We start from the raw sequence: 18809 nt of genomic DNA, 5'->3' as shown, positions 1-18809 counted from the left end.
GAATCCTCCCTTTTTTGAACAAAAACCGGATTGCTCTGTTTGAAAACCGGATTTTCTTGTCCTGAAATTGTTTTTTATGACCACCACCTTAGAAGAAAATACGCCTGCTCCTAAATTTACTGCCGCAAATCAACAGGGTAAATTGGTCAGTTTATCCGATTTTTTGGGGAAAACGGTAGTTTTGTTTTTTTACTCTCAGGACAATTCGGAAAGTTGTACGGCTCAGGCTTGTAATATCCGCGATCATTATCGGGAGTTTAAGAAAAAGGGAGTCGTCATGCTCGGTATCAGTCCCGATACCGTAAAATCACATTTCAAATTTTCGAACAAATATCAACTGCCTTATACGCTGATTGCGGATGAAGACAAAACAATTGCCTTAGCCTACAAAGTTTACGGGGAGAAGTTGTTTTTTGGTAAAATGATTACCGGAATTTACCGGACTACATTTGTCATTGACCCTTCGGGAATTATCCGGAAAATTATTTCCAAAGTAAAGACCAAAACCCATGCAATGCAGATTTTAGCAGTTTTGGAAGAGTTACAGACCAAAGTTGTGGATTAAAATATGGTTAAGTTGTCGTTAAGGTTGCTTATTTTGCAGCCGTCTTTGTCCGATTTACGACTCAAGAAACCTTAACTGCCTTTTAATAGTCAGGAAGTCTTTTTTTCGCAGTATGTTTGCTTTATATTAATTATCATTCATAAACCTCTTTTCAACAATGACTAAAAAAATTCTACTACTTACCCTTGTTTTCTTTCTTGGCCTTTCTTTCTGGAACAATCAATACGTACATACGAACAGCGCACAGCCTCCTTTGGGCAGAACAGGCGCACCGGGAGAGTTGACCTGTGCCGGCGTTGGTTGTCATGGCGGCGCACCGAATACCGGTCCGGGTTCGGTCAATATCTTTTTTGCAGGAGCGGGTTCGGGGTTGTTTTATTATCCCGATTCGACTTATGTCATCGGACTTACCGTGAACAACGGAGGCGGTTCGGGCATCCGGTATGGTTTTGAAATGGTTGCGCTCAACAGCTCTAACCAAAGCGTCGGTACTTTTATCGGCAATACTCCCAATTTTACCGGTACTGCTTCTCAGTCATCGCGGCAGTATATTTTCCACAAAAATATTCCTAACCCAAATTCGGGTAACTATACTTTCCAGTGGACTGCGCCTTCTTCAAACGTTGGGGCGATTACCTTTTATGCAGCCGGTAATTCCGCCAATGGAAACGGGGCTGAATCGGGCGATTTGATTTATACCAAAACCCTGACTATCAACGGTTTATCGGTAGGTATTGAGGATGCTGCCCAACCCAATCATCATTTCAGCGCATTTCCCAATCCGATTACCGAAAATACGGTTGGCGTACAATATATCTTGTCCGGCAATGTTCAGGTAAAAATTGCACTTTATGACCTGAAAGGGCAGTTGCTCGAAACTCTGTTTGACGGCGAAAAAACCGCAGGGCATCATCAGCAACAACTGACGCTGAACAAAGAACTTTTCCCCGAAGGGATGTATCTGATCAGCCTGCAAACCGACAACGGGGCTTTACAAACTCAGAAAGTTTGGATTCAGTAATCCGCTTTTACCGGCAATTTTTTTTGGCTAACCTGATGTTAAAAAATCGCCCTTTTTAAACTGTATTCTGAATAAAGATTTTTTTTGAACTGCTTAAAAACCCCTGTACAATATGGTGCAGGGGTTTTTGGTTTTAAAGTTTTAACTACCTTCGTATTCTAAAACCGGATTTTGTATGGTAAAGCCTGTTTACAATCTGATATTGTCCCTGTTCGTTTTTGGATGTTTTACTTCCGGCATTACTGCGCAGGAGGTGTCCGACAAAGTGAGCAATACCTTTTATTCTACGCGCCTCATCAATGCTCAGACGGTGGAGACCGTTCCCAAAAAAGCCCTCGATGTGAGAATTACACACCGGTTTAATGACCTTATCGGCGAGCGGGGAGGAATCAAAAACCTGTTTGGTTTAGATAATGTTACCGACATAAGACTTGCTTTTGAATTTGGCATTACCGATGAGCTTACCGTTGGTATCGGGCGGAGCAAGGGGGCTTTGGGACCCCGCAACCTGATAGACGGGATGGTAAAATACCGGTTTTTACAACAAACTTCCGACAATCATATTCCCGTTACGGTCGGTTTGTTTGCCAATGCGGTGGTTTCGACCATGAAAGCCGAAACGGTGAATCAGGAAAGTGAAACGGCATTTAAAAAATTTGCTCACCGGATGAGTTATGATGTTCAACTGATGATTGCCCGCAAATTCGGGAATCATTTTTCGCTTCAGGTCATGCCCAATTTGTTATACCGCAACTTTGTCAAATTTGGGGATGAAAACCTGCTGTTTTCGTTGGGCGTTGGCTCGCGCATTGCGATTAACCATAAATATGCCATTATTTTGGATTACTACCAGTATTTTTCCCAATACAGAATACAGAACAATCAGGATGCAGGAGACGATGACCTGAAATATTTTCCGCCTTTGGGCATCGGTTTTGAAATCAAAACTGCCGGCCATGTTTTTCATATCAATTTTTCAAATTCACCCGGAATCATCGAAAACCAATATATCCCGAATACGTCGAGAAACTGGTTGGACGGAGAATTCCGGCTTGGTTTCAATATTTCGCGGCTCATCCGTTTTTAACCTGATTTGATTCTATCAACCTTTTACCCCATTTTTAACATTTTTTGATCCCCCGGTTAAACTTTAACCCTATGGAAAAGTCAAATGGCGGTTTTTAAAAAAAAATTTTTACCATGAAAAAAATACAAACAACCCTAATCCTGCTTTTCGCCCTGTTTTCAGCCTTTCAGGCACAAGCACAAACTCCTGCTGCCAAAAAACTTCCTTTCTTTTCTTTTTTTGACCTCAACGGCAATGTGTTTACCTCCGATCAGGTAAAATTTGAAAACTATCTGTTGGTCGGTTATTTTGACCCCGATTGCGATCATTGCAACGAACAGGCGGCACAAATCAAAGAGAATATGGAAAAACTGAAAAACGTGAACATGGTCTGGGTTTCGTTTGGCGACCCGAAATCAATAGCCGGGTTTCAGAAAAAGTATTTCGAAGGTTATAAAAAGGTGATTTTTCTTCATGACCCCAATCTAAAAATATTTACCTACTTCCCCGATGCCGTAGAAACTCCGACATTTTACCTCTATGACCGGAATAAAAACCTGATCGGCAAATTTATCGAACAGGAGGCAGTCAATATTTATCAACATATCAACTAACTTTTGTCCTTTAACTATTAAAGTTTTTTCAGCTCCGCTAATCTCAATTGGCGGGGCTTTTTTTTTGTTTACCGTACTGTAGGTTCATACATTCCAGAATTTGGGCAAACATAAGCGGTAAAACACAACTAAAGTTCCGTTTTTTGCGTTATTCCGGTAAATCTGCTCGGAACTATGTCTTTTAAATACCCCATCCTTCTTTTTTGCTGTTTGATGGCCCTGACGGTGGGCAGCCCGAAAGCATTTGCTCAGTATGGGAACGAAAAATTGGTGCAGTTGTCGGGCATTGTGATGTCGGCCGATAGTTTAAATCCGATTCCTTATTGCAGTATCTGGGACAAATCTATCCGCCGTGGGACGGTTTCAAATATTCAGGGGTTCTTTTCTTTTGTGGTGCATAAAGGGGATACGGTGTTGTTTTCGGCGGTTGGATATGACAAAGCTAAATTGGTGGTTCCGGCCGATTTGACAGATAATACTTATTCGGTGGTTCAGTTTATGAGAAATGACACCATTTTACTGCCAACTGCGGTGATTTACCCTTGGCCGACTCCTCACGAATTTAAGCAGGCTTTTCTTGCGCTCGATATTCCGGACGACGACATTATGAGGGCGGAAAAAAACCTCGACCACGAAAGGATACAGCAATTGGCCTATACGATGAAGATGGACGGAATGGAAAATTTCGACTATCAGATGCGCCGGTATTCGCAGAGCCTTTACTCTGCCGGACAAACTCAGCACATGCGTATTTTTGATGTGTTTGCTTGGGCAGAATTTTTTAAAGCCCTTAAACGGGGAGACTTTAAGAAAAAATATAAGGAAGGGGACGATTGAGGTTTTTCCGTTCAGACCGCGCTTTTCTTTTTCAAAGCTGACCCCAAAAAGACCCTTTGCAATTTTACGGCAAAGGGGTTTTTTTATTTCCCACCTACTCCGCTTTGAACAGCACATAGTTGATTTTATTGCGGGGTTCAAAAAATTCGTGCAGGGGGTTGGCGGATATGGTTTCGGCAAACGATTTTTCTGCCAGATAATACCTGCCGCTCTGAGGGGTGGGGTGAAATTCCATAATCTGACCGGTTTCTTTGGCTAAATAATAGGAAATTCGGAACAGCATGACCGGAGGTTGCATCAGGTCGGCAGCAACTAAGGGGCTGCCGCCAATTCCGAAAGTTTCGACATGCAGGGTTTGCTCGCGGCCGGCCAAACAGACGGGTTGGCGGTTGGTGATGGCCATGATTTTTTCCAAATCGGGCAGGACGGCATTTTCTCTGAACTCGGGCAGTTGGATGGGAATGATGGTGATGTTAAATTCTATCCGCAATAAAACAACGGCTAATATCAGCAGCAGAACCGGTGAAGTTTTGTTTTTTTTCCATGCCCAAAACAGGGCTGCGAACAGGCCGCCAAAAACCGGAGCGAGCAGGTAAATATACCGTACCTCTTTGGTTTGCGGTAAAAAGGCGGTGGCAAGCGATGCGAGGCTCAGGAGAATTAAAATTGCCCCAATGATTTTTGTGGAGAGGTTTCGAAAAACCGGCATGGCTTGGGGAAAATTATTCCACGAAAAGGCTAAAATGGTGCAACAAAAAGGCAAAAACATGTATAAATACCGGTCTTTGGTGCCGGGAGAGAGCCAGTAAATCCAGATATTGGCGACGATGAACATCAGGGAAAATTTCAGAAGGGGCTGAGAAAGTACCGCCTGCCTCATGCTTTTGTGAAAAACAAGGGGCAGAAACAGGATATAGGGCGCAAGAATTTTGAGGAACATGACCGGAAACCAAAACAGATGCTGGATTTGTTGGAAAAAACTTTTTTCCATCATGGTTCGTTCGGTGGATTCGCTCAGGAGTTTTGCAAAATATAACCCTACATCGTTGTATTTGCTGTACTGATAGAAGTACAAACCGGTGGTGAGCAGAAAAATCAGGATGCCGGCGAGATGCTGCGGTCTGAACAGGAGGCGCGGGTTTTTTTCGGAAATAACCAACCCCAGCCCGGTTAACCCCTGAAACAAAAGGGAGGGCAACCCTTTGGTGAGCAGCCCGATGCCGGCAAAAAAATAAGAGACGGCAAAAAGCAGCCCGTATTGTTTAGTTTGGTAAAAATGGAATATGGCGATGATTTGCAGATAGACCAAGAGGGTGTAGAACAAATCAATTTCACCAAGCAGCGAGAAATAGAACAGAATATCGGCACTTGTTACCAAAAACAAGGCCGAAAGCAGGGCGGTTTGCGGGTCGGTATGCCGTTTTGTGGCAAAAAAATGGAACAAACCGAGTGCAATCAGGGAAATGACCCCCGGCAGTCTTACCACCCATTCGTCGTAAGAACCCGTTATTTTGTAGAGCAACACTAAGAACCAATTGTAAACCGGCGGCTTGTTGTAATAAAAAACACCGTTGATGGTGGGCGCAATATAGTTGCCGGAAAGCTCCATTTCGAGGGCTACCAATGCCCGGCGCGGTTCTTCGGCGCGCAGGGGCAGGACGTGGAGATGGGAGGTCAGGGCAATGAGCAGCAGGATGCAAATTGCGGCAATCAGCCACCGGTCGGTTTTTGAAAAGGGTGGGAGCGTGGTTGCTATGGGTTCCGGCATAGGCTGAGGCGTTGTTTTTTATGCAAATATTTACCTATTTCGCCAAAATTCCTAATTCCGGGCCGTTCCAAAATCCACAAGACCGGAACAGGCAGCGGTTTTTTTTAAGAAAAAAACGATATTTCAAAACCGGCGCAGGGGATACAATCCCTGATTTGCTAAAGCCGGAGGTCGTCCGCATCCAATATTTCAAGCAGTTGAACACTTTCTTCGGCTTGGGGAGTTGCCATGGGGTCGTACTGACTGAACCGGTCGAACGGGATTTGGGTCAGGCCGGCAATGGTTTTCAGCGATACCTGATAGGTTTTAAACTGCCCGAAACCGCTGTCGCTGATGCCTTCGGTGGTTCTGAAATCGTCAATTTCATCCGGTTGTTTGAGCAGATATCCGCTAACTGAGGGGGTTCCGTCTGTTTTTATCATGGCGACCACTTTCCAGAACTGAAGCGGGAGCAAAACGCCGCGATAGGGGATATCGTCCTGACCAAAGACGGGGCCGGTAAATACAGAAATTTTTAACCCGAACAAGAGGGCGTTTTTAAAGATATAATTTTCGAGGCTGAGCCAGGTTTTTTGGTTCAGGTTTTTATGCTGCGGAGCGGAGTTGGTGAAATGAAAGGTGTCGTCGTTGGCAAGTTCCGCTTCCGTTCCCCAAACGGGGTCGAGCCGCTTGACCAAATGGCCGCGGTCGAGGTCATTTTTGGCATAAACGGCGGGGCCGGTCTGATAAATTTTTGACATTCGCGGGTCTAAAATCCAGGGGGTGTTTTCGCGGGTAATTTCGACCGTCAGGTTGCCGTCTATGTTGACCGCCGTCATCAGGCATAATTTCCGGTGTTTGTGAATATAGACCGAAAAATTGGTATAATCCAAGCGGTACCGGTTTCCGGGCAGGGGATTTAACAGGGGGGCTAAGAGGTCTTGAAGCCCGTCGGTCAGAAGTTCGGTTTCGATGCAGAAATTTTCGTGGGGCAGAAATGCCGAATCGTAGCCGTTCCGGTTGGAATAATCCGGTTTTTTGGATTTTTTCACCTCAAATCTGGGGTCATTTTCCGCCCCGTCTTCAGTAGCGGCATGCTCGTTTTCCTCCTTTCCGGTCTTGGTTTCGGGCGTTTTGAAATGGATGGTCAGCTCGACTGGAAGGGTAATTTTTTGTTGGTTAAACAAAGACTGAATCGAAGCAGGCGTTAGATTCACATAAGGGTTTGGGATGTTTTGCAGTGCATTTACCTGCAACTGAGGCAGGTAGTTTTGTGCCGGAAACGGCAGTTGTTCCAGCATTTCATCAATCAGTGCGTTGCCGGCGTGGTTAGTTTTTATCCAATCCAGAACCGAGCTGATGCGCACCCCTTCATTCGACAGCCAGTCTAACAGGTTTTCTTCCATGCCGGGTTTCCAGACAGTCCCGTCCTTGCACAAATAGTTGCCGGCAGAATCCATTCTGGGAACGCCGCTGTGATGGAGCGCCACCACCTGCCATTGGTCGTTAAACACCGCAGACCCTGACGAGCCTTGAGTCGTGTCGGTGGAATAGGTGATAAAATGGCTGCCGGGAGGGGAGGTCAGCAGCCGGTTTTCGCGCATGGCTATCTGTTTATAACCGCCGCCCGGATGCTGAATAATCGAAAGATATTCGGAAACAAGGGCTTTGCCGGTATGTTCGTTGAGGTATAAATACCCAAAATCGGCAATTGGGCGGTGGTCGTTGTGGGAAACGGGACTCAGGGCAACCAAGGTGAAATCCAAATCGGGATGGGTGGTAAAAAACAATCCGGGCTGAAATTTGAATAAGCTCGTTGCAGCGGGAATACCCTCCAAACGGTACTGAAAATTGAACTCGGCGTAACTTTTTTCAGCCATGTCCGGACTTTCCAAAACATGGTGATTGGTGAGCAGGAGGGTGGGAGAAACTAAAAAACCCGTCCCGAACCCCTCGTTTCCGCCGGCTTCGTTGCGGATATGGATGCGGCAAACCGGAATTGCCGACAAATATCCGTGCAGGAGGTAATTGACCGGCATCAAATCATTATGCCCCAATATCCGCTCTTTTGCCAAATCGAAAGGCTCGAACCGGTGCTCTGCCAAATGTTCATACCGCAAAATCCGCCGCTCGTCTGTTTCAGGTTCAGGGGTTGGCGTTTGGTGGTCATTCCATCCCCGCTCGCCGGTTTTCGGGCGATTCCTTTCGATGGTGGCTTTGATAAAATCTGTTTTTTTCAGTTTCATGGGCTGTCTTTTTATTGCCGGTTTCAAATTCCCGAATGTACCGCTTTCTGAACTGAACCACAAGTTTCATTTACGGAAAACCTGCGGTTCTGTCCTGCACAAATCTGATTATTTTTATTTGTCAATGTAAAGGTTTTTGGTAACCTGTCAAAACTTTTTTAATCAATCCGGCATAGAAATATTGATTCCGAAAATGGAAATGCCTTAAAGTTTAACTTTGAACCGATTCCGAAAATGGAAATGCCTTAAAGTTTAACTTTGAACCGATTCCGAAAATGGAAATGCCTCAAAGTTTAACTTTGAACCGATTCCGAAAATGGAAATGCCTCAAAGCTTAACTTTGAACCGATTCCGAAAATGGAAATGCCTTAAAGTTTAACTTTGAACCGATTCCAAAAATGGAAATGCCTTAAAGTTTAACTTTGAACCGATTCCAAAAATGGAAATGCCTCAAAGTTTAACTTTGATTAACAATAAAAATATGGATTTCAGGATGGCAGCTATTTTACAACCCTGGAAATTGAGCAAAGATTTAGGAGAATAGTTTACCCGCTTCAACAATTTGCCCGGAAAAAGGGCAAAAAAAAACTGCCCTGAAAAAAGGGCAGTCAGATTCGATAATGACTTATAATTTATTAACCAATTACTTGAATTTATTCTTCTGGAGGCGTTGGTGGTTCCTCTTCTTCGGGTTCTTCATCTTCGCTTCCACCGGTTTCTCTCAGCAATTCGAGGTCAAAAAACCGGATTAAATCGTTGGGGTCAGTTTTATATTTATGGATTAACAAACCAAGAATGCCAAACATGACCTGACAAACGATGATGCGTTGATTTTCTAAAATGACAGAAAGCGCTTTTACCGCACCTTCTTTTTGTTGCTGGAGCAATCTTGTGGCTTCAAGCTGATTGTAATAACTTTGAACGACAAGTTGAGTAGCTGCAAGGGCGGGATATTCGAGCAATTTTGAAGCCAAAGCACCAACGGCAGAAATCCGGTCTTCATAAGTTCCATTCAGGAAAGGGTTTCGTTTGTTTGGAAATATTTCTACTTCTGTGGGGCTGTCTTCGACAAAAACTGCACGAACGGCACCTTCCCATTTTCTGACTTCGCGCGGCATATTTTGAATCAAAATTTCTTCCAAACCGACTGTTTTTCCGTGATAGGTACCTTTGACCGCCCCCCAACTGTTATAGGTTATTACGAAGCTCTGGAAAACCGGGTCTAACTCGCCATACATGACGGCGATGTCTGCATCGGCAACTTCTTCATACAGTTTTGCGTGCGTATCGGTAAACAGCCTGAGGGATTTCCGGTAGGTGCCCTTTGTGTTTGATAAAAAAGTATTGGTGGAAAAAATCCATTCCCGTGGAGGCATATTAGTTGGGTTTTTTGATGAATTGTTTATTGTTTACAAATCTAAAACTCTTTTTACAATTTTGCATCTTTTGGTATCATTTTTTTTTTTGCAAAACTTAAAAATTTAACGTTTTACCCTTTTTTAAGGGCACTGAATTTGTTAACGCCTAACAAAAAATGCCTGACGATGATACTTCCGCGATATAATCCGGTCAGGTTCTTGAAGTTTTTCACCTGCGGCTGCAGATTGTTTGATACTGTTTTACCGGTTTGTTTTCTGTTCCGATACCAGATCCTTATTCCTTTCAGGAAGTAAAACTGCGCTTTAAGGATTGCCCGGGCATCCCGGAATTTTCTTTCTGCAATCAGTTTAAAACAGGAAATCCAATCGAGCAACATCCTGAAAGGCAGGAGCCATAACAGGGTTAAAACAGGAAGATTTTTAAACAACATGACTAAATTGTTGTGATAGTTGAGAAACGTTTTTCTCGGATTGCTTTTGGGTAAACTTCCCCCGCCGACATGATAGACCACAGAATCCGGGCAAACCATGATGCGATAACCACTCCTTTTTAATCGCCAGCACAGATCAATTTCTTCCATGTGGGCAAAAAAATGACGGTCAAATCCTCCAATTTTGTAAAACAACGGTGTACGGATAAACAAAGCGCAGCCGGATGCCCAAAATATTTCCTCAGTGGAATTATATTGACCAGAATCTTCTTCGCACTGATCAAAAAAACGTCCCCTGCAAAAGGCATATCCCAGCATATCCAACCAGCCGCCGCTTGCTCCTGCATATTCAAAATGGGTTTTTTGGTGATAAGCCAGAATTTTAGGCTGACATGCCGCAACTGACGGGTCTTTTTCCATCAACCGGATAATCGGGGTTAACCAACCGGGGCTTACTTCGACATCTGAATTTAACAACACCGAATAAGGAGCAGAAATTTGCTGTAATGCCTGATTATACCCCTCTGCAAATCCAAAATTCTGTTGGAGTTGCAGAATTTTGACCATCTTGAAATTTTCCTCCAGCATTTTTACAGAATCGTCGGTCGAAGCGTTATCTGCCACATAGATTTCGAGGTTTTCATAATCCGAGGACAGGACAGACGGCAGGAATTGTTCCAGCAATTGTTTTCCGTTCCAGTTCAGGATAACCACCGCAACTTTGGGCAGATTGTTCATGATGAGTCCGGGTGTTTATGAAACTGATGGATGACTGAATTTTTTTATTGTATTTGTGAAACCTGAACATTGCCGGCCTGATTGTTTTCCCACTGAACCTGAATAGTATTCGTTCCTTGTCCGCTAAGGATAGTTCCACCGGTAACCGTCCATATATAAGTACTGCCTGCTATTTCAGGGATGGAGTAAACGGCGATATTTTCGGGACAAACAGTAACAGGTCCGGTGATGACAGGTTGCGGAGAAATGCAGCAAGGCGCATTTACAATCGGCAAAGCGGTAAAATTATGGAGCATGATGTCGTTTGCAATAGTTTGCGGCAGACAGAACCAGTCTTTGAGCAAAGTACCGTAAACAGCCCGGTAATCGTGTTGTGTTGGCAGGTTAAAATTGACCCCTACGGAAGCAGGGATAACCGGATTAACTCCCACCATACCGGGTTGTAAATTTGTGCCAAAAACAAACATGGGGTAACAGGTTCCATGGTCAGTGCCTGCACTTGCGTTGGCTTTCACCCTTCGCCCGAACTCGGTAAAAGTCATCCCCAACACGCGATCTTCAATGTTCAGAAAAGTCAGGTCGTCTGTGAAAGCTTTAATTGCATCAGACACTTTACCCAGCAAAGTGGCATGAGTGCCGGTATTGGAGCTTCCGCCGCCAATCTGATTGGAGTGGGTATCAAACCCCCCGATAGAAACTAAGTAAATCCGGGTTTTCAAACCGCCTGCAATTAAACGGGCGACTAATTTGAGCTGATCGGATAATTCATTCACACCGGCTTCCGGATAGTTGGGATTTTGTGAAGTTACCGCTTCTGACGCGGCAATAATTTGTGAAGCATAACTCTGAGTTTGCTGGGCAATAGTTCTGAGGTATGCCAGTTCAATGCCGGCAGGAGTTGACGGTAAACCGGATCCACCGCCGTTTACCCAGTTATTAAAAACATTGGGGCCGCTGATGGTCATTGCCATATTGGTAGCGGCAGCCTGAAACAACAAAGGAATACCCAATCCAAGCTGAATGGCGGGCGGATCGGGCATTTCCGGGTTTGGAAAACCTGCCGGAAACCCGTTAAATTCGTGTTCTAAATATCTCCCTATCCAACCGGTTTCCAGATTTTCAATCCCGGACGAACCTGTTGCATAAATATCGGTTGCCCTGAAATGTGAAAAACTGAAATTGGGATATCCCACCCCCTGAATTATACTGAGTTTGCCCTCTTCGTAGAGCTGCCTCATTCCTTCCATTGCAGGATGCAGACCGGTGGCGGTTGTTCCTGAAAGGGGTAAAACGGAATCCTCGGTTGCCAGAACATTTCCCCTTGCCGCCTGAAGATTTTCATATTGATCCAAGGGAATTACGGTATTGAGTCCATCGTTTCCACCGTTTAACTGAATGAGCACCAACACCCGGTCAGTATCGGTTTGCAGGGCTGAAAGTTCCTGTATGAATGGAGTAGCGCTGTAAGCCCTGATTGTCAGCCCTTGCAACAAAGAAGGCAAAACAATTGCCGGAGCCAATGTCTGTAGGAATTTACGTCTTTGCATAGATAAATGGATGGTTAAAATAAGTCAGGGGTTTGTTACAATAACTGATATTCCGGTTGAGTGAGCATATACTCAATCATATTGCGCAATCGTGTTTCGACAATCGTTTTATAAGTGATATTATCGGGAAAAGCGACAAAATTGTTCCAGGCAGATGTCCAGTAATAATCCTCACCGGTGCCTGAAAGCAGGAAGCTTTTCAGATAGGCGGTAAATTCTTCATCAACCGGATAGCTGTAAAGCCGTTCGATGGTTTGGCTGACCAATAAATTGGGGTCTTCCGGTTGCGAAAGGGATAATGCAAAACCGGTCAGATTTATTTTTAAAGTAAAATTAGAGGGATTTGAAAATTGCAGATAACCGGTGTTAATTCCATTCTGACAAAGTTGATGTGCAAATTCCATCCGTTTGGAGTAGGTATCCGAATTTATCCATACTTCGTTAAACATGGGCTCCTGATAAAAAGCAGGCCAGCCCGAAACAGAAGGATGTTGGCCGATTTCCATAGCCGTCTGAGTTGCCCGGTCATGTAGCACATCGCAACATTTGTACCGGTTGGCATTGGCAACCTGCCAGTTTTGGTAAAAAATATTATTGCTGCTTCCGGTCCAAAAGGGGATGTCAAAATTTCGGCAAATTCCGAGGATATAGTCCAAGGGGCTTTTTATATAACATGCAAAATTCATTGAATCATAAAAATGACTGCTCTTGAACAAAGCATCCAAAACGGGAAGAATTTCATAGTCGTTATTTCTGAAAATATCGGCAAGCGGTTCAATGATATTAGTTTCAATATCCGGAGTTATCTGATAATAGACAAAGTACCGGTAAATCTTTCTGCATATAAACCTGGCAACTTCAGGAACGGCAAATATCATGTCGAGCATGTTGTTTAATTCATACTGCCCATACTCTCCCGATTGACCGTTGATGATGGTATTTCCATAAAAACCGGAAAATTGTTTATCTCCTGCATCATGCTCAAAACCGTTGAAAAACCATTGAGTATGATCTAAAGGGTTGATTCTGAACCCGGTTAAAACCCGCGCGGCTGCCTGCACATCTTCTTCGGTAAATTGCGCATCGGGGCCTTTGCCGATGGTAAACAATTCCTGGAGTTCGCGTGCATAATTTTCGTCAGGTGCCGAAGCCGAATTGTATTCCCCGTTCAGATACCTCAACATGGCAGGCGTTCTGCTGATTGCCAGGGTAAGGGTTTTAAAATTTCCAAAAGTATATTGGTCTATAGCCGCAAAATACTTATACATCATGGCAGACGAGCCGACTGCTGCCGATTCAACCACAAAATGATTGTGCCAGAACAAAGCCATTTTATCAAAAACAGTCAGGTTTCTGGTCAGCATACGGTTAATGAGCCAAAGTTTATTGGAATTGGTTCGCCCAAATTCGTAAAACTCGTTGACAATTGCCGGTGGCACCCAACTGTTTCCCAAACTGACAAAGCCATCACCTCCGGCATAGTAATTAATGGGTTGTCCATTTCCGGCAGGAGCAGTTAAGAGTTGCGCCACAGCCGCCTCTAATCCCATTGCTGCAATCTGCTCAATCTCATTGGCTCTGATTCCAAAAGTTGTTCGCCTCAGTAAATGTGCAGCAGTTTGATTATTCCATGCTTCATCATAGGGTTCGAGTCCGCTTTGCAGTAGTGCCGGTTTGGGGAAAACAGGGGCAAAATTCGATAGAAATGTGCGGCGATTCATCCATTAAGATTAAAGGTCAAAAAATAACGACAGGCATAAAGGTAAAACGATAAAATGTTATTGTGAAATAAAAAGATTAAGTTGGATAAGCAGCAATTCTATGAGTAGCTGCATATATATTATACCAACTATGATTTAATTTTGAATCGCCAACTACTGACAAAGGTCTTTAAATTTCCTTCCCCTGAGGGTTTAGGGGTGGGTTCTTATAGATAGTGAAGTGGTATTCATAATCTGGTACAGTTTGTGACCTAAAAAGGTATCATCGTCCTTAACAACATTCACAAACTTTCAAATCTTTTTAATTATGAACAACCAAATCATTATTGGAGCAATTGCAGGATTAATTTTAGGAATTATTGAATTTCTGCTTTTTGGCGGCAGTACTGTTTATTCTTACATTTTCATTCCTGTTATTTTAGGTGCCTTAATCGGTTTTGCCGGAACGCAACGGCTTAAAATCAACTTCTATCTCCTTGGAGCTTTGTTAGGTGCCGTGTTTTTCATCATTATAGGAGTCAGTCAGGGAGGAGCAATGGAAAATTATGTTGACGAAATTATTACCGGAGCAGTAACCGGCTTAGTGTTAACCTTTATTATACCCTTCCTGAACGCAAGATTAAGTAAACAGTCATAACAGAAAATAGAATTTTGTAAAAATAAAAAGCCCTGAAGCAATGCAACTTCAGGGCTTTTTTTTTGTGGAAAACAGACCGGTTGTCAGTCTTCTACGATATTAAATTGCTGAGGATGATCGGTAATTCTCTTCTTTTCAGCTTCAGTCATATTGTCAAACCGGGATTTGGAAATTTGAATGAGATTCGAATCGCGTTGAGTATTGGAAGGAACTTGCTGACTCAACCATTCTTTCTTGGCTGTTTCGGTCAGGTCGTTCATTTTTTGGATATAATCGTCCGGATTTTGAGCAACAAACTCTTTTTTGGCTTTGGCATAGTTCATGTCGTCGGTTTCCGGGTTTCCGGTTGGGGTAAAACCGGGAAGAACCATATATCCATGATTAAATTCGTGCGAACGCGATGGATTTTCATTGACTGAAGAAACAGGAGATTCCTCGCTTTTTCCGGTTTGAACTTCAGAATTTTCGTTTTGGTGTTGTTTTTCTTTTGCCGTTTGTTGCGCATTACAAGCAGTTGTCATCAAAACAGCAGAACTAAGAATCAATAAAAAAGTAACCACTTGTTTCATTATTATTTGGATATTTAGTGATGAATAGGTTTACAATTGACAAAAATACGGATTTTAAACAAACTCACAACAATTTGTCCTTCAATTTGGCATTTGGAGGACAGATTTCTATCGGAAAACAAGAACTTTATCTGTTTCAGGAACAAATATCTCCGGTTTGTTCTGAATTAAGTCCGGATTTTGCTTTACCAATTCAGCAGTTTCTCTATTTCGTCCGCTACTTTTTCGGCATTCGGCAACATAGCTGCCTCCAAACCTGTGTTGAGCGGAACAGCAGGAACATTTGCAGAACCTATTACACGAACCGGTGCATCCAGATATTCAAAACAATGTTCGGCAATCCGTCCGGCAATAGTTTGAGCAAATGAATTCATAACAGGTTCTTCGGTCAGTATTAATATCTTGTTGTGTTTCTTCACCAAATCAAAAATAGCGGTTTCGTCCAATGGGTTTAAAGTTCGAAGGTCTAATATTTCTACACTTCCGGTAAACTGACGGGCGGCGTTTTTTGCCCAATGTACCCCCATTCCGTAGGTTATGATACCCAGAGTATTTCCGGTCTGTACTTGTTTCTCATCGGCAGCAAGAGCAATATTTGCTTTTCCCAAAGGGATAATATAGTCTTCATCCGGTTCAATGGTTTTTGCATCATCAGTTCCGGCAACCTTCGACCAGTATAAGCCTTTATGTTCAAAACATACCACAGGATTTGGGTCGAGAAATGCTGCTTTTAGCAACCCTTTCATATCTGCGGCGTTTGAAGGATAAATCACTTTTATTCCCCTGACAGCCAGAATACTCGATTCGATACATCCTGAATGATACGGCCCCCCGCTGCCATAAGCGCCAATCGGCACACGGATTAAAGATTGAACCGGATATTTTCCCATTGATAAATAGCAGGACTTCGACAATTCAACGACCAACTGATTGACCCCGGTCCAGATATAGTCGGCAAACTGAATTTCGACAATTGGTTTTAACCCGACTGCCGACATTCCTGCGGTTGAACCGACTAAATAGGCTTCCTGAATTGCAGTGTTAAAAACACGTTCATCTCCGTATTTTTCGGCAAGGGTTGCTGCTTCTCTGAAAACACCTCCCAATCTCCTGCCTACATCCTGACCATAAAACACCGCCTCAGGATATTTGTGCAGTATTTCGTCCATGGCATAAAGTGCCGCATCAACCATTACCACTTTTCTACCGTGTTCAGGGCTGCGAATGCCTTTTTCCTCTAAAACAGGAGTAGGAGCAAACTCATGCAACAGCAGGGTTTCCGGGTCTGGTTCTTTAGCCGCTACCGCTTTTTTAAAATCTTCTTCTACCAGCCTGCCGGCGTTTTCCTTAATTCCTTGCAGAACTTTAGCAGTTGCGACTTTATGTTCTAACAGATATTTTTCTAAATGCGGAACCGGGTCCCGCTGTGAATGTTCTGCAAGGTCTTCTTCTGAACGGTACCATTCCTTTCTTACCCCGGAGGTGTGATGTCCTAATAACGGAACTTTAACATGCAGCAACAATGGTTTGCGTTCAGTTCTCACATAAGCAATTGCTTCTTCAACAGCCAGATAAGTCGAAACAAAGTCTGTTCCGTTTGCTCTCATTCTTTTGATTCCAATATATCCGGAAACAAACTCGTAAGCATCCATGCTACGGGCTTCTTTTGCACTGACTGAAATTCCCCAATCGTTGTCCTGAATTAAATATAAAATAGGCAATTGATGCAATGCTGCAAATTGAAAGGCCTCTGAAACCTCCCCTTCAGTAACGGAACCATCTCCCAAAGAACATAAAACAATAGATTGGTTTGGTTCAGGCAACAATTTTTTTAATTCCTTATATTTTATGCCTTGCGCCATTCCGGTTGCGGGAATTGCCTGCATCCCTGTTGCACTCGACTGGTGCGGTATTTTCGGGAAATTTATAAGTGTAGAAGAAGGATGGGAATAATAGGTGCGGCCTCCGGAAAAATAATCGTCTGCCTTTGCCAGCAATTGCAACATGAGTTGATAGGGGGTAAATCCCATTGCTAACAGCATGGATTCATCGCGGTAATAAGGTGCGGCATAATCGCTTGCCTTTAACTGAAAACCAACGGCTATCTGGATCGCTTCATGCCCTCTGGAAGTACTGTGTACATATTTGCAAATTTGCCGGTTGGCATCGTAAATCTCAGCCATTCGCCGCGCAGTTTGCATCAGTTCATAGGCATGAAGAAGTATTTTAGGGGAAACTAAAGGGGCAGGTTTTGAGTCGGATTTTAATTTAACCATGATTGTTGTTTATCCGGCGCAAGTTACAACTTTCAGGACATTTTTTAAAAACTCATCATCTGCTGCTATAACGGTATGGTCTGACAAGTGAAAATGGTTTGCAATTTTTTCGTTAGTTCATCTGCATTAGAATTGGAGTCAATGTTTCACCCGGTTTATTGTACAACCAACCTCATTGTATTCTTTTGATGTGGCGTTTGAACAGCAATCAGATAAATCCCCTGCTGTAAAGAACCAATATCCATGGTAATTTGATGTTGTCCGGCTTGTAAAATGTCATTGACAATTTGATGAACAACCTGACCTTTCAGGTTCATCATCACTATCTGTACCGGTGAAGTTTGAAGGATGTTAAAACTCAGTAAAGTTTGGTCATGGGCAGGATTCGGATAAAGTTTTATTCCATCAGACCATTCAACAGGTTCAACATCAACAATATCAGGCAAAGAGTCATCAAAACCCGGAATTTGGATATACCTGGCTATAATGCTGGGCTGAGGAGAACCATTTAAAGATTCTGAAGTAATACTGAAAAACGGGTAAGCAAGTTTTGGGTGAAACCAGGCATAAGTTTCAATAGTATAGTTAAAGGGGTCAAAACCAGTTATGGTTTGGGTCATATTTTCCTGTATTCTGACCCTCAAAACATTTTGAATAGTTCCGTAAGGAAGTACTAAAGTGCCATAACTATCAGCAGTGATAGAATAACTGCCGGTTTCAGTAACATTGAAAGTGCCGGAAATATAAGATGCTTCATAATTGTCAGAATGAGTATTTGTATAAGTAAACGGAAATGGCATCAAAGATTTTGGGTCCGAATAAGTAACTGCGATGGGGGGAGAAGCATTGTTGACAAACCCACTCTTTGCTATTCCGCTGTTGGTAATATTAAAAAATTCGTAGTTAGCAGTATATGAGCCATATTCAATACCGGGGGTATAGGCAATGGCTGTCGTTGCTCCGGCAAAAGTAGTTCCATAGGGCGTAGCATTTGGAGAAACAAAAGTGCCGGTCTTAATATTATCTGTAGTTAGTGTGGAAAAATTCCAGGTGATCGCAGCTCCTGACGCTCCCTGGGTAATTGCACCCGAATTTATACGGGTAATGCTCATCGTAGTACCGGGTTGAGGATTGGGATTGTAATCGTTTCTCATTACCGGAATTTGTGCCAGTATTGTTTTGGTAGTCAGAAAGAATAACAAAGCGAGTAAAAAAGTAATGGTGCTTTTCATAGTAACCGGATAAAATTGACGGAAAATAGTTATCAAAACATGCTTCACAAATGATGCCGATATAGTTGAAAATCTCCTTCTTCCTCAAATTATGACAATACCATGAAAAAAGCCTTGCTCCATTTGCGATAAGGAGCAAGGCTTTAACTAAAAAAAAGGGATAGATGAATTACTTCAAAAATG

Annotated in this window: 15 protein-coding genes; 6 read left to right on the top strand and 9 right to left on the bottom strand. The window is 43.2% G+C overall.

The window, feature by feature from the left end; translation table 11 throughout:
- The first annotated feature begins 76 nt into the window (after positions 1–76).
- From bcp to IPM47_15135, 5 genes are all read left to right on the top strand, one after another.
- Entirely contained in the window at positions 77–565 is a 489-nt protein-coding gene (bcp, locus tag IPM47_15155) for a thioredoxin-dependent thiol peroxidase (protein QQS28195.1), read from the top strand.
- 157 nt (positions 566–722) lie between these two features.
- Positions 723–1586 carry a T9SS type A sorting domain-containing protein gene (locus tag IPM47_15150; protein ID QQS28194.1) on the top strand — a complete coding sequence of 288 codons (864 nt, stop codon included), beginning with the start codon at positions 723–725 and terminating at the stop codon, positions 1584–1586.
- A 175-nt stretch (positions 1587–1761) separates the two neighbouring features.
- A complete protein-coding gene (locus IPM47_15145; protein ID QQS28193.1) occupies positions 1762–2673 on the top strand; it encodes a hypothetical protein in 912 nt (303 codons plus the stop codon).
- Positions 2674–2786: 113 nt separating this feature from the next.
- On the top strand, positions 2787–3266 hold the full coding sequence (locus IPM47_15140; GenBank protein ID QQS28192.1) for a redoxin family protein: 480 nt from the start codon (positions 2787–2789) through the stop codon (positions 3264–3266).
- A gap of 174 nt (positions 3267–3440) precedes the next feature.
- The gene (locus tag IPM47_15135; protein ID QQS28191.1) at positions 3441–4103 is read left to right on the top strand and encodes a carboxypeptidase-like regulatory domain-containing protein; all 663 of its coding nucleotides are present in this window, start codon (positions 3441–3443) and stop codon (positions 4101–4103) included.
- 94 nt (positions 4104–4197) lie between these two features.
- Here the strand turns inward: IPM47_15135 and IPM47_15130 are convergent, their stop codons facing one another.
- The 6 genes from IPM47_15130 to IPM47_15105 form a co-directional block, all read right to left on the bottom strand.
- Positions 4198–5871, bottom strand: coding sequence for a glycosyltransferase family 39 protein (locus tag IPM47_15130; GenBank protein QQS28190.1), 1674 nt, complete (start codon positions 5869–5871; stop codon positions 4198–4200).
- A 158-nt stretch (positions 5872–6029) separates the two neighbouring features.
- The gene (locus IPM47_15125) at positions 6030–8096 is read right to left on the bottom strand and encodes a DNA/RNA non-specific endonuclease (GenBank protein QQS28189.1); all 2067 of its coding nucleotides are present in this window, start codon (positions 8094–8096) and stop codon (positions 6030–6032) included.
- A gap of 653 nt (positions 8097–8749) precedes the next feature.
- A complete protein-coding gene (locus IPM47_15120; protein ID QQS28188.1) occupies positions 8750–9472 on the bottom strand; it encodes a hypothetical protein in 723 nt (240 codons plus the stop codon).
- Between the two features lie 113 nt (positions 9473–9585).
- Entirely contained in the window at positions 9586–10644 is a 1059-nt protein-coding gene (locus IPM47_15115; protein QQS28187.1) for a glycosyltransferase family 2 protein, read from the bottom strand.
- Positions 10645–10688: 44 nt separating this feature from the next.
- Positions 10689–12191, bottom strand: a complete 1503-nt coding sequence (locus tag IPM47_15110; GenBank protein QQS28186.1) for a DUF1501 domain-containing protein — start codon at positions 12189–12191, stop codon at positions 10689–10691.
- Positions 12192–12226: 35 nt separating this feature from the next.
- Positions 12227–13912 carry a DUF1800 domain-containing protein gene (locus IPM47_15105; protein ID QQS28185.1) on the bottom strand — a complete coding sequence of 562 codons (1686 nt, stop codon included), beginning with the start codon at positions 13910–13912 and terminating at the stop codon, positions 12227–12229.
- Between the two features lie 307 nt (positions 13913–14219).
- Here IPM47_15105 and IPM47_15100 point away from each other — a divergent pair, with 307 nt between their 5' ends.
- Positions 14220–14549 carry a hypothetical protein gene (locus IPM47_15100; GenBank protein ID QQS28184.1) on the top strand — a complete coding sequence of 110 codons (330 nt, stop codon included), beginning with the start codon at positions 14220–14222 and terminating at the stop codon, positions 14547–14549.
- Positions 14550–14632: 83 nt separating this feature from the next.
- Here IPM47_15100 and IPM47_15095 read toward each other — a convergent pair whose 3' ends face one another.
- From IPM47_15095 to IPM47_15085, 3 genes are all read right to left on the bottom strand, one after another.
- A complete protein-coding gene (locus IPM47_15095; GenBank protein ID QQS28183.1) occupies positions 14633–15118 on the bottom strand; it encodes a hypothetical protein in 486 nt (161 codons plus the stop codon).
- Positions 15119–15303: 185 nt separating this feature from the next.
- Entirely contained in the window at positions 15304–17394 is a 2091-nt protein-coding gene (locus IPM47_15090) for a tungsten formylmethanofuran dehydrogenase (protein QQS28182.1), read from the bottom strand.
- 155 nt (positions 17395–17549) lie between these two features.
- On the bottom strand, positions 17550–18626 hold the full coding sequence (locus IPM47_15085) for a T9SS type A sorting domain-containing protein (protein QQS28181.1): 1077 nt from the start codon (positions 18624–18626) through the stop codon (positions 17550–17552).
- Between the last annotated feature and the right edge of the window lie 183 nt (positions 18627–18809).

This window comes from Sphingobacteriales bacterium (genome assembly GCA_016700115.1).
Lineage (GTDB): Bacteria > Bacteroidota > Bacteroidia > Chitinophagales > UBA2359 > UBA2359.
The sequence above is the reverse complement of the archived record's forward strand: the minus strand, read 5'-3'. Positions and strand labels throughout refer to the sequence as shown.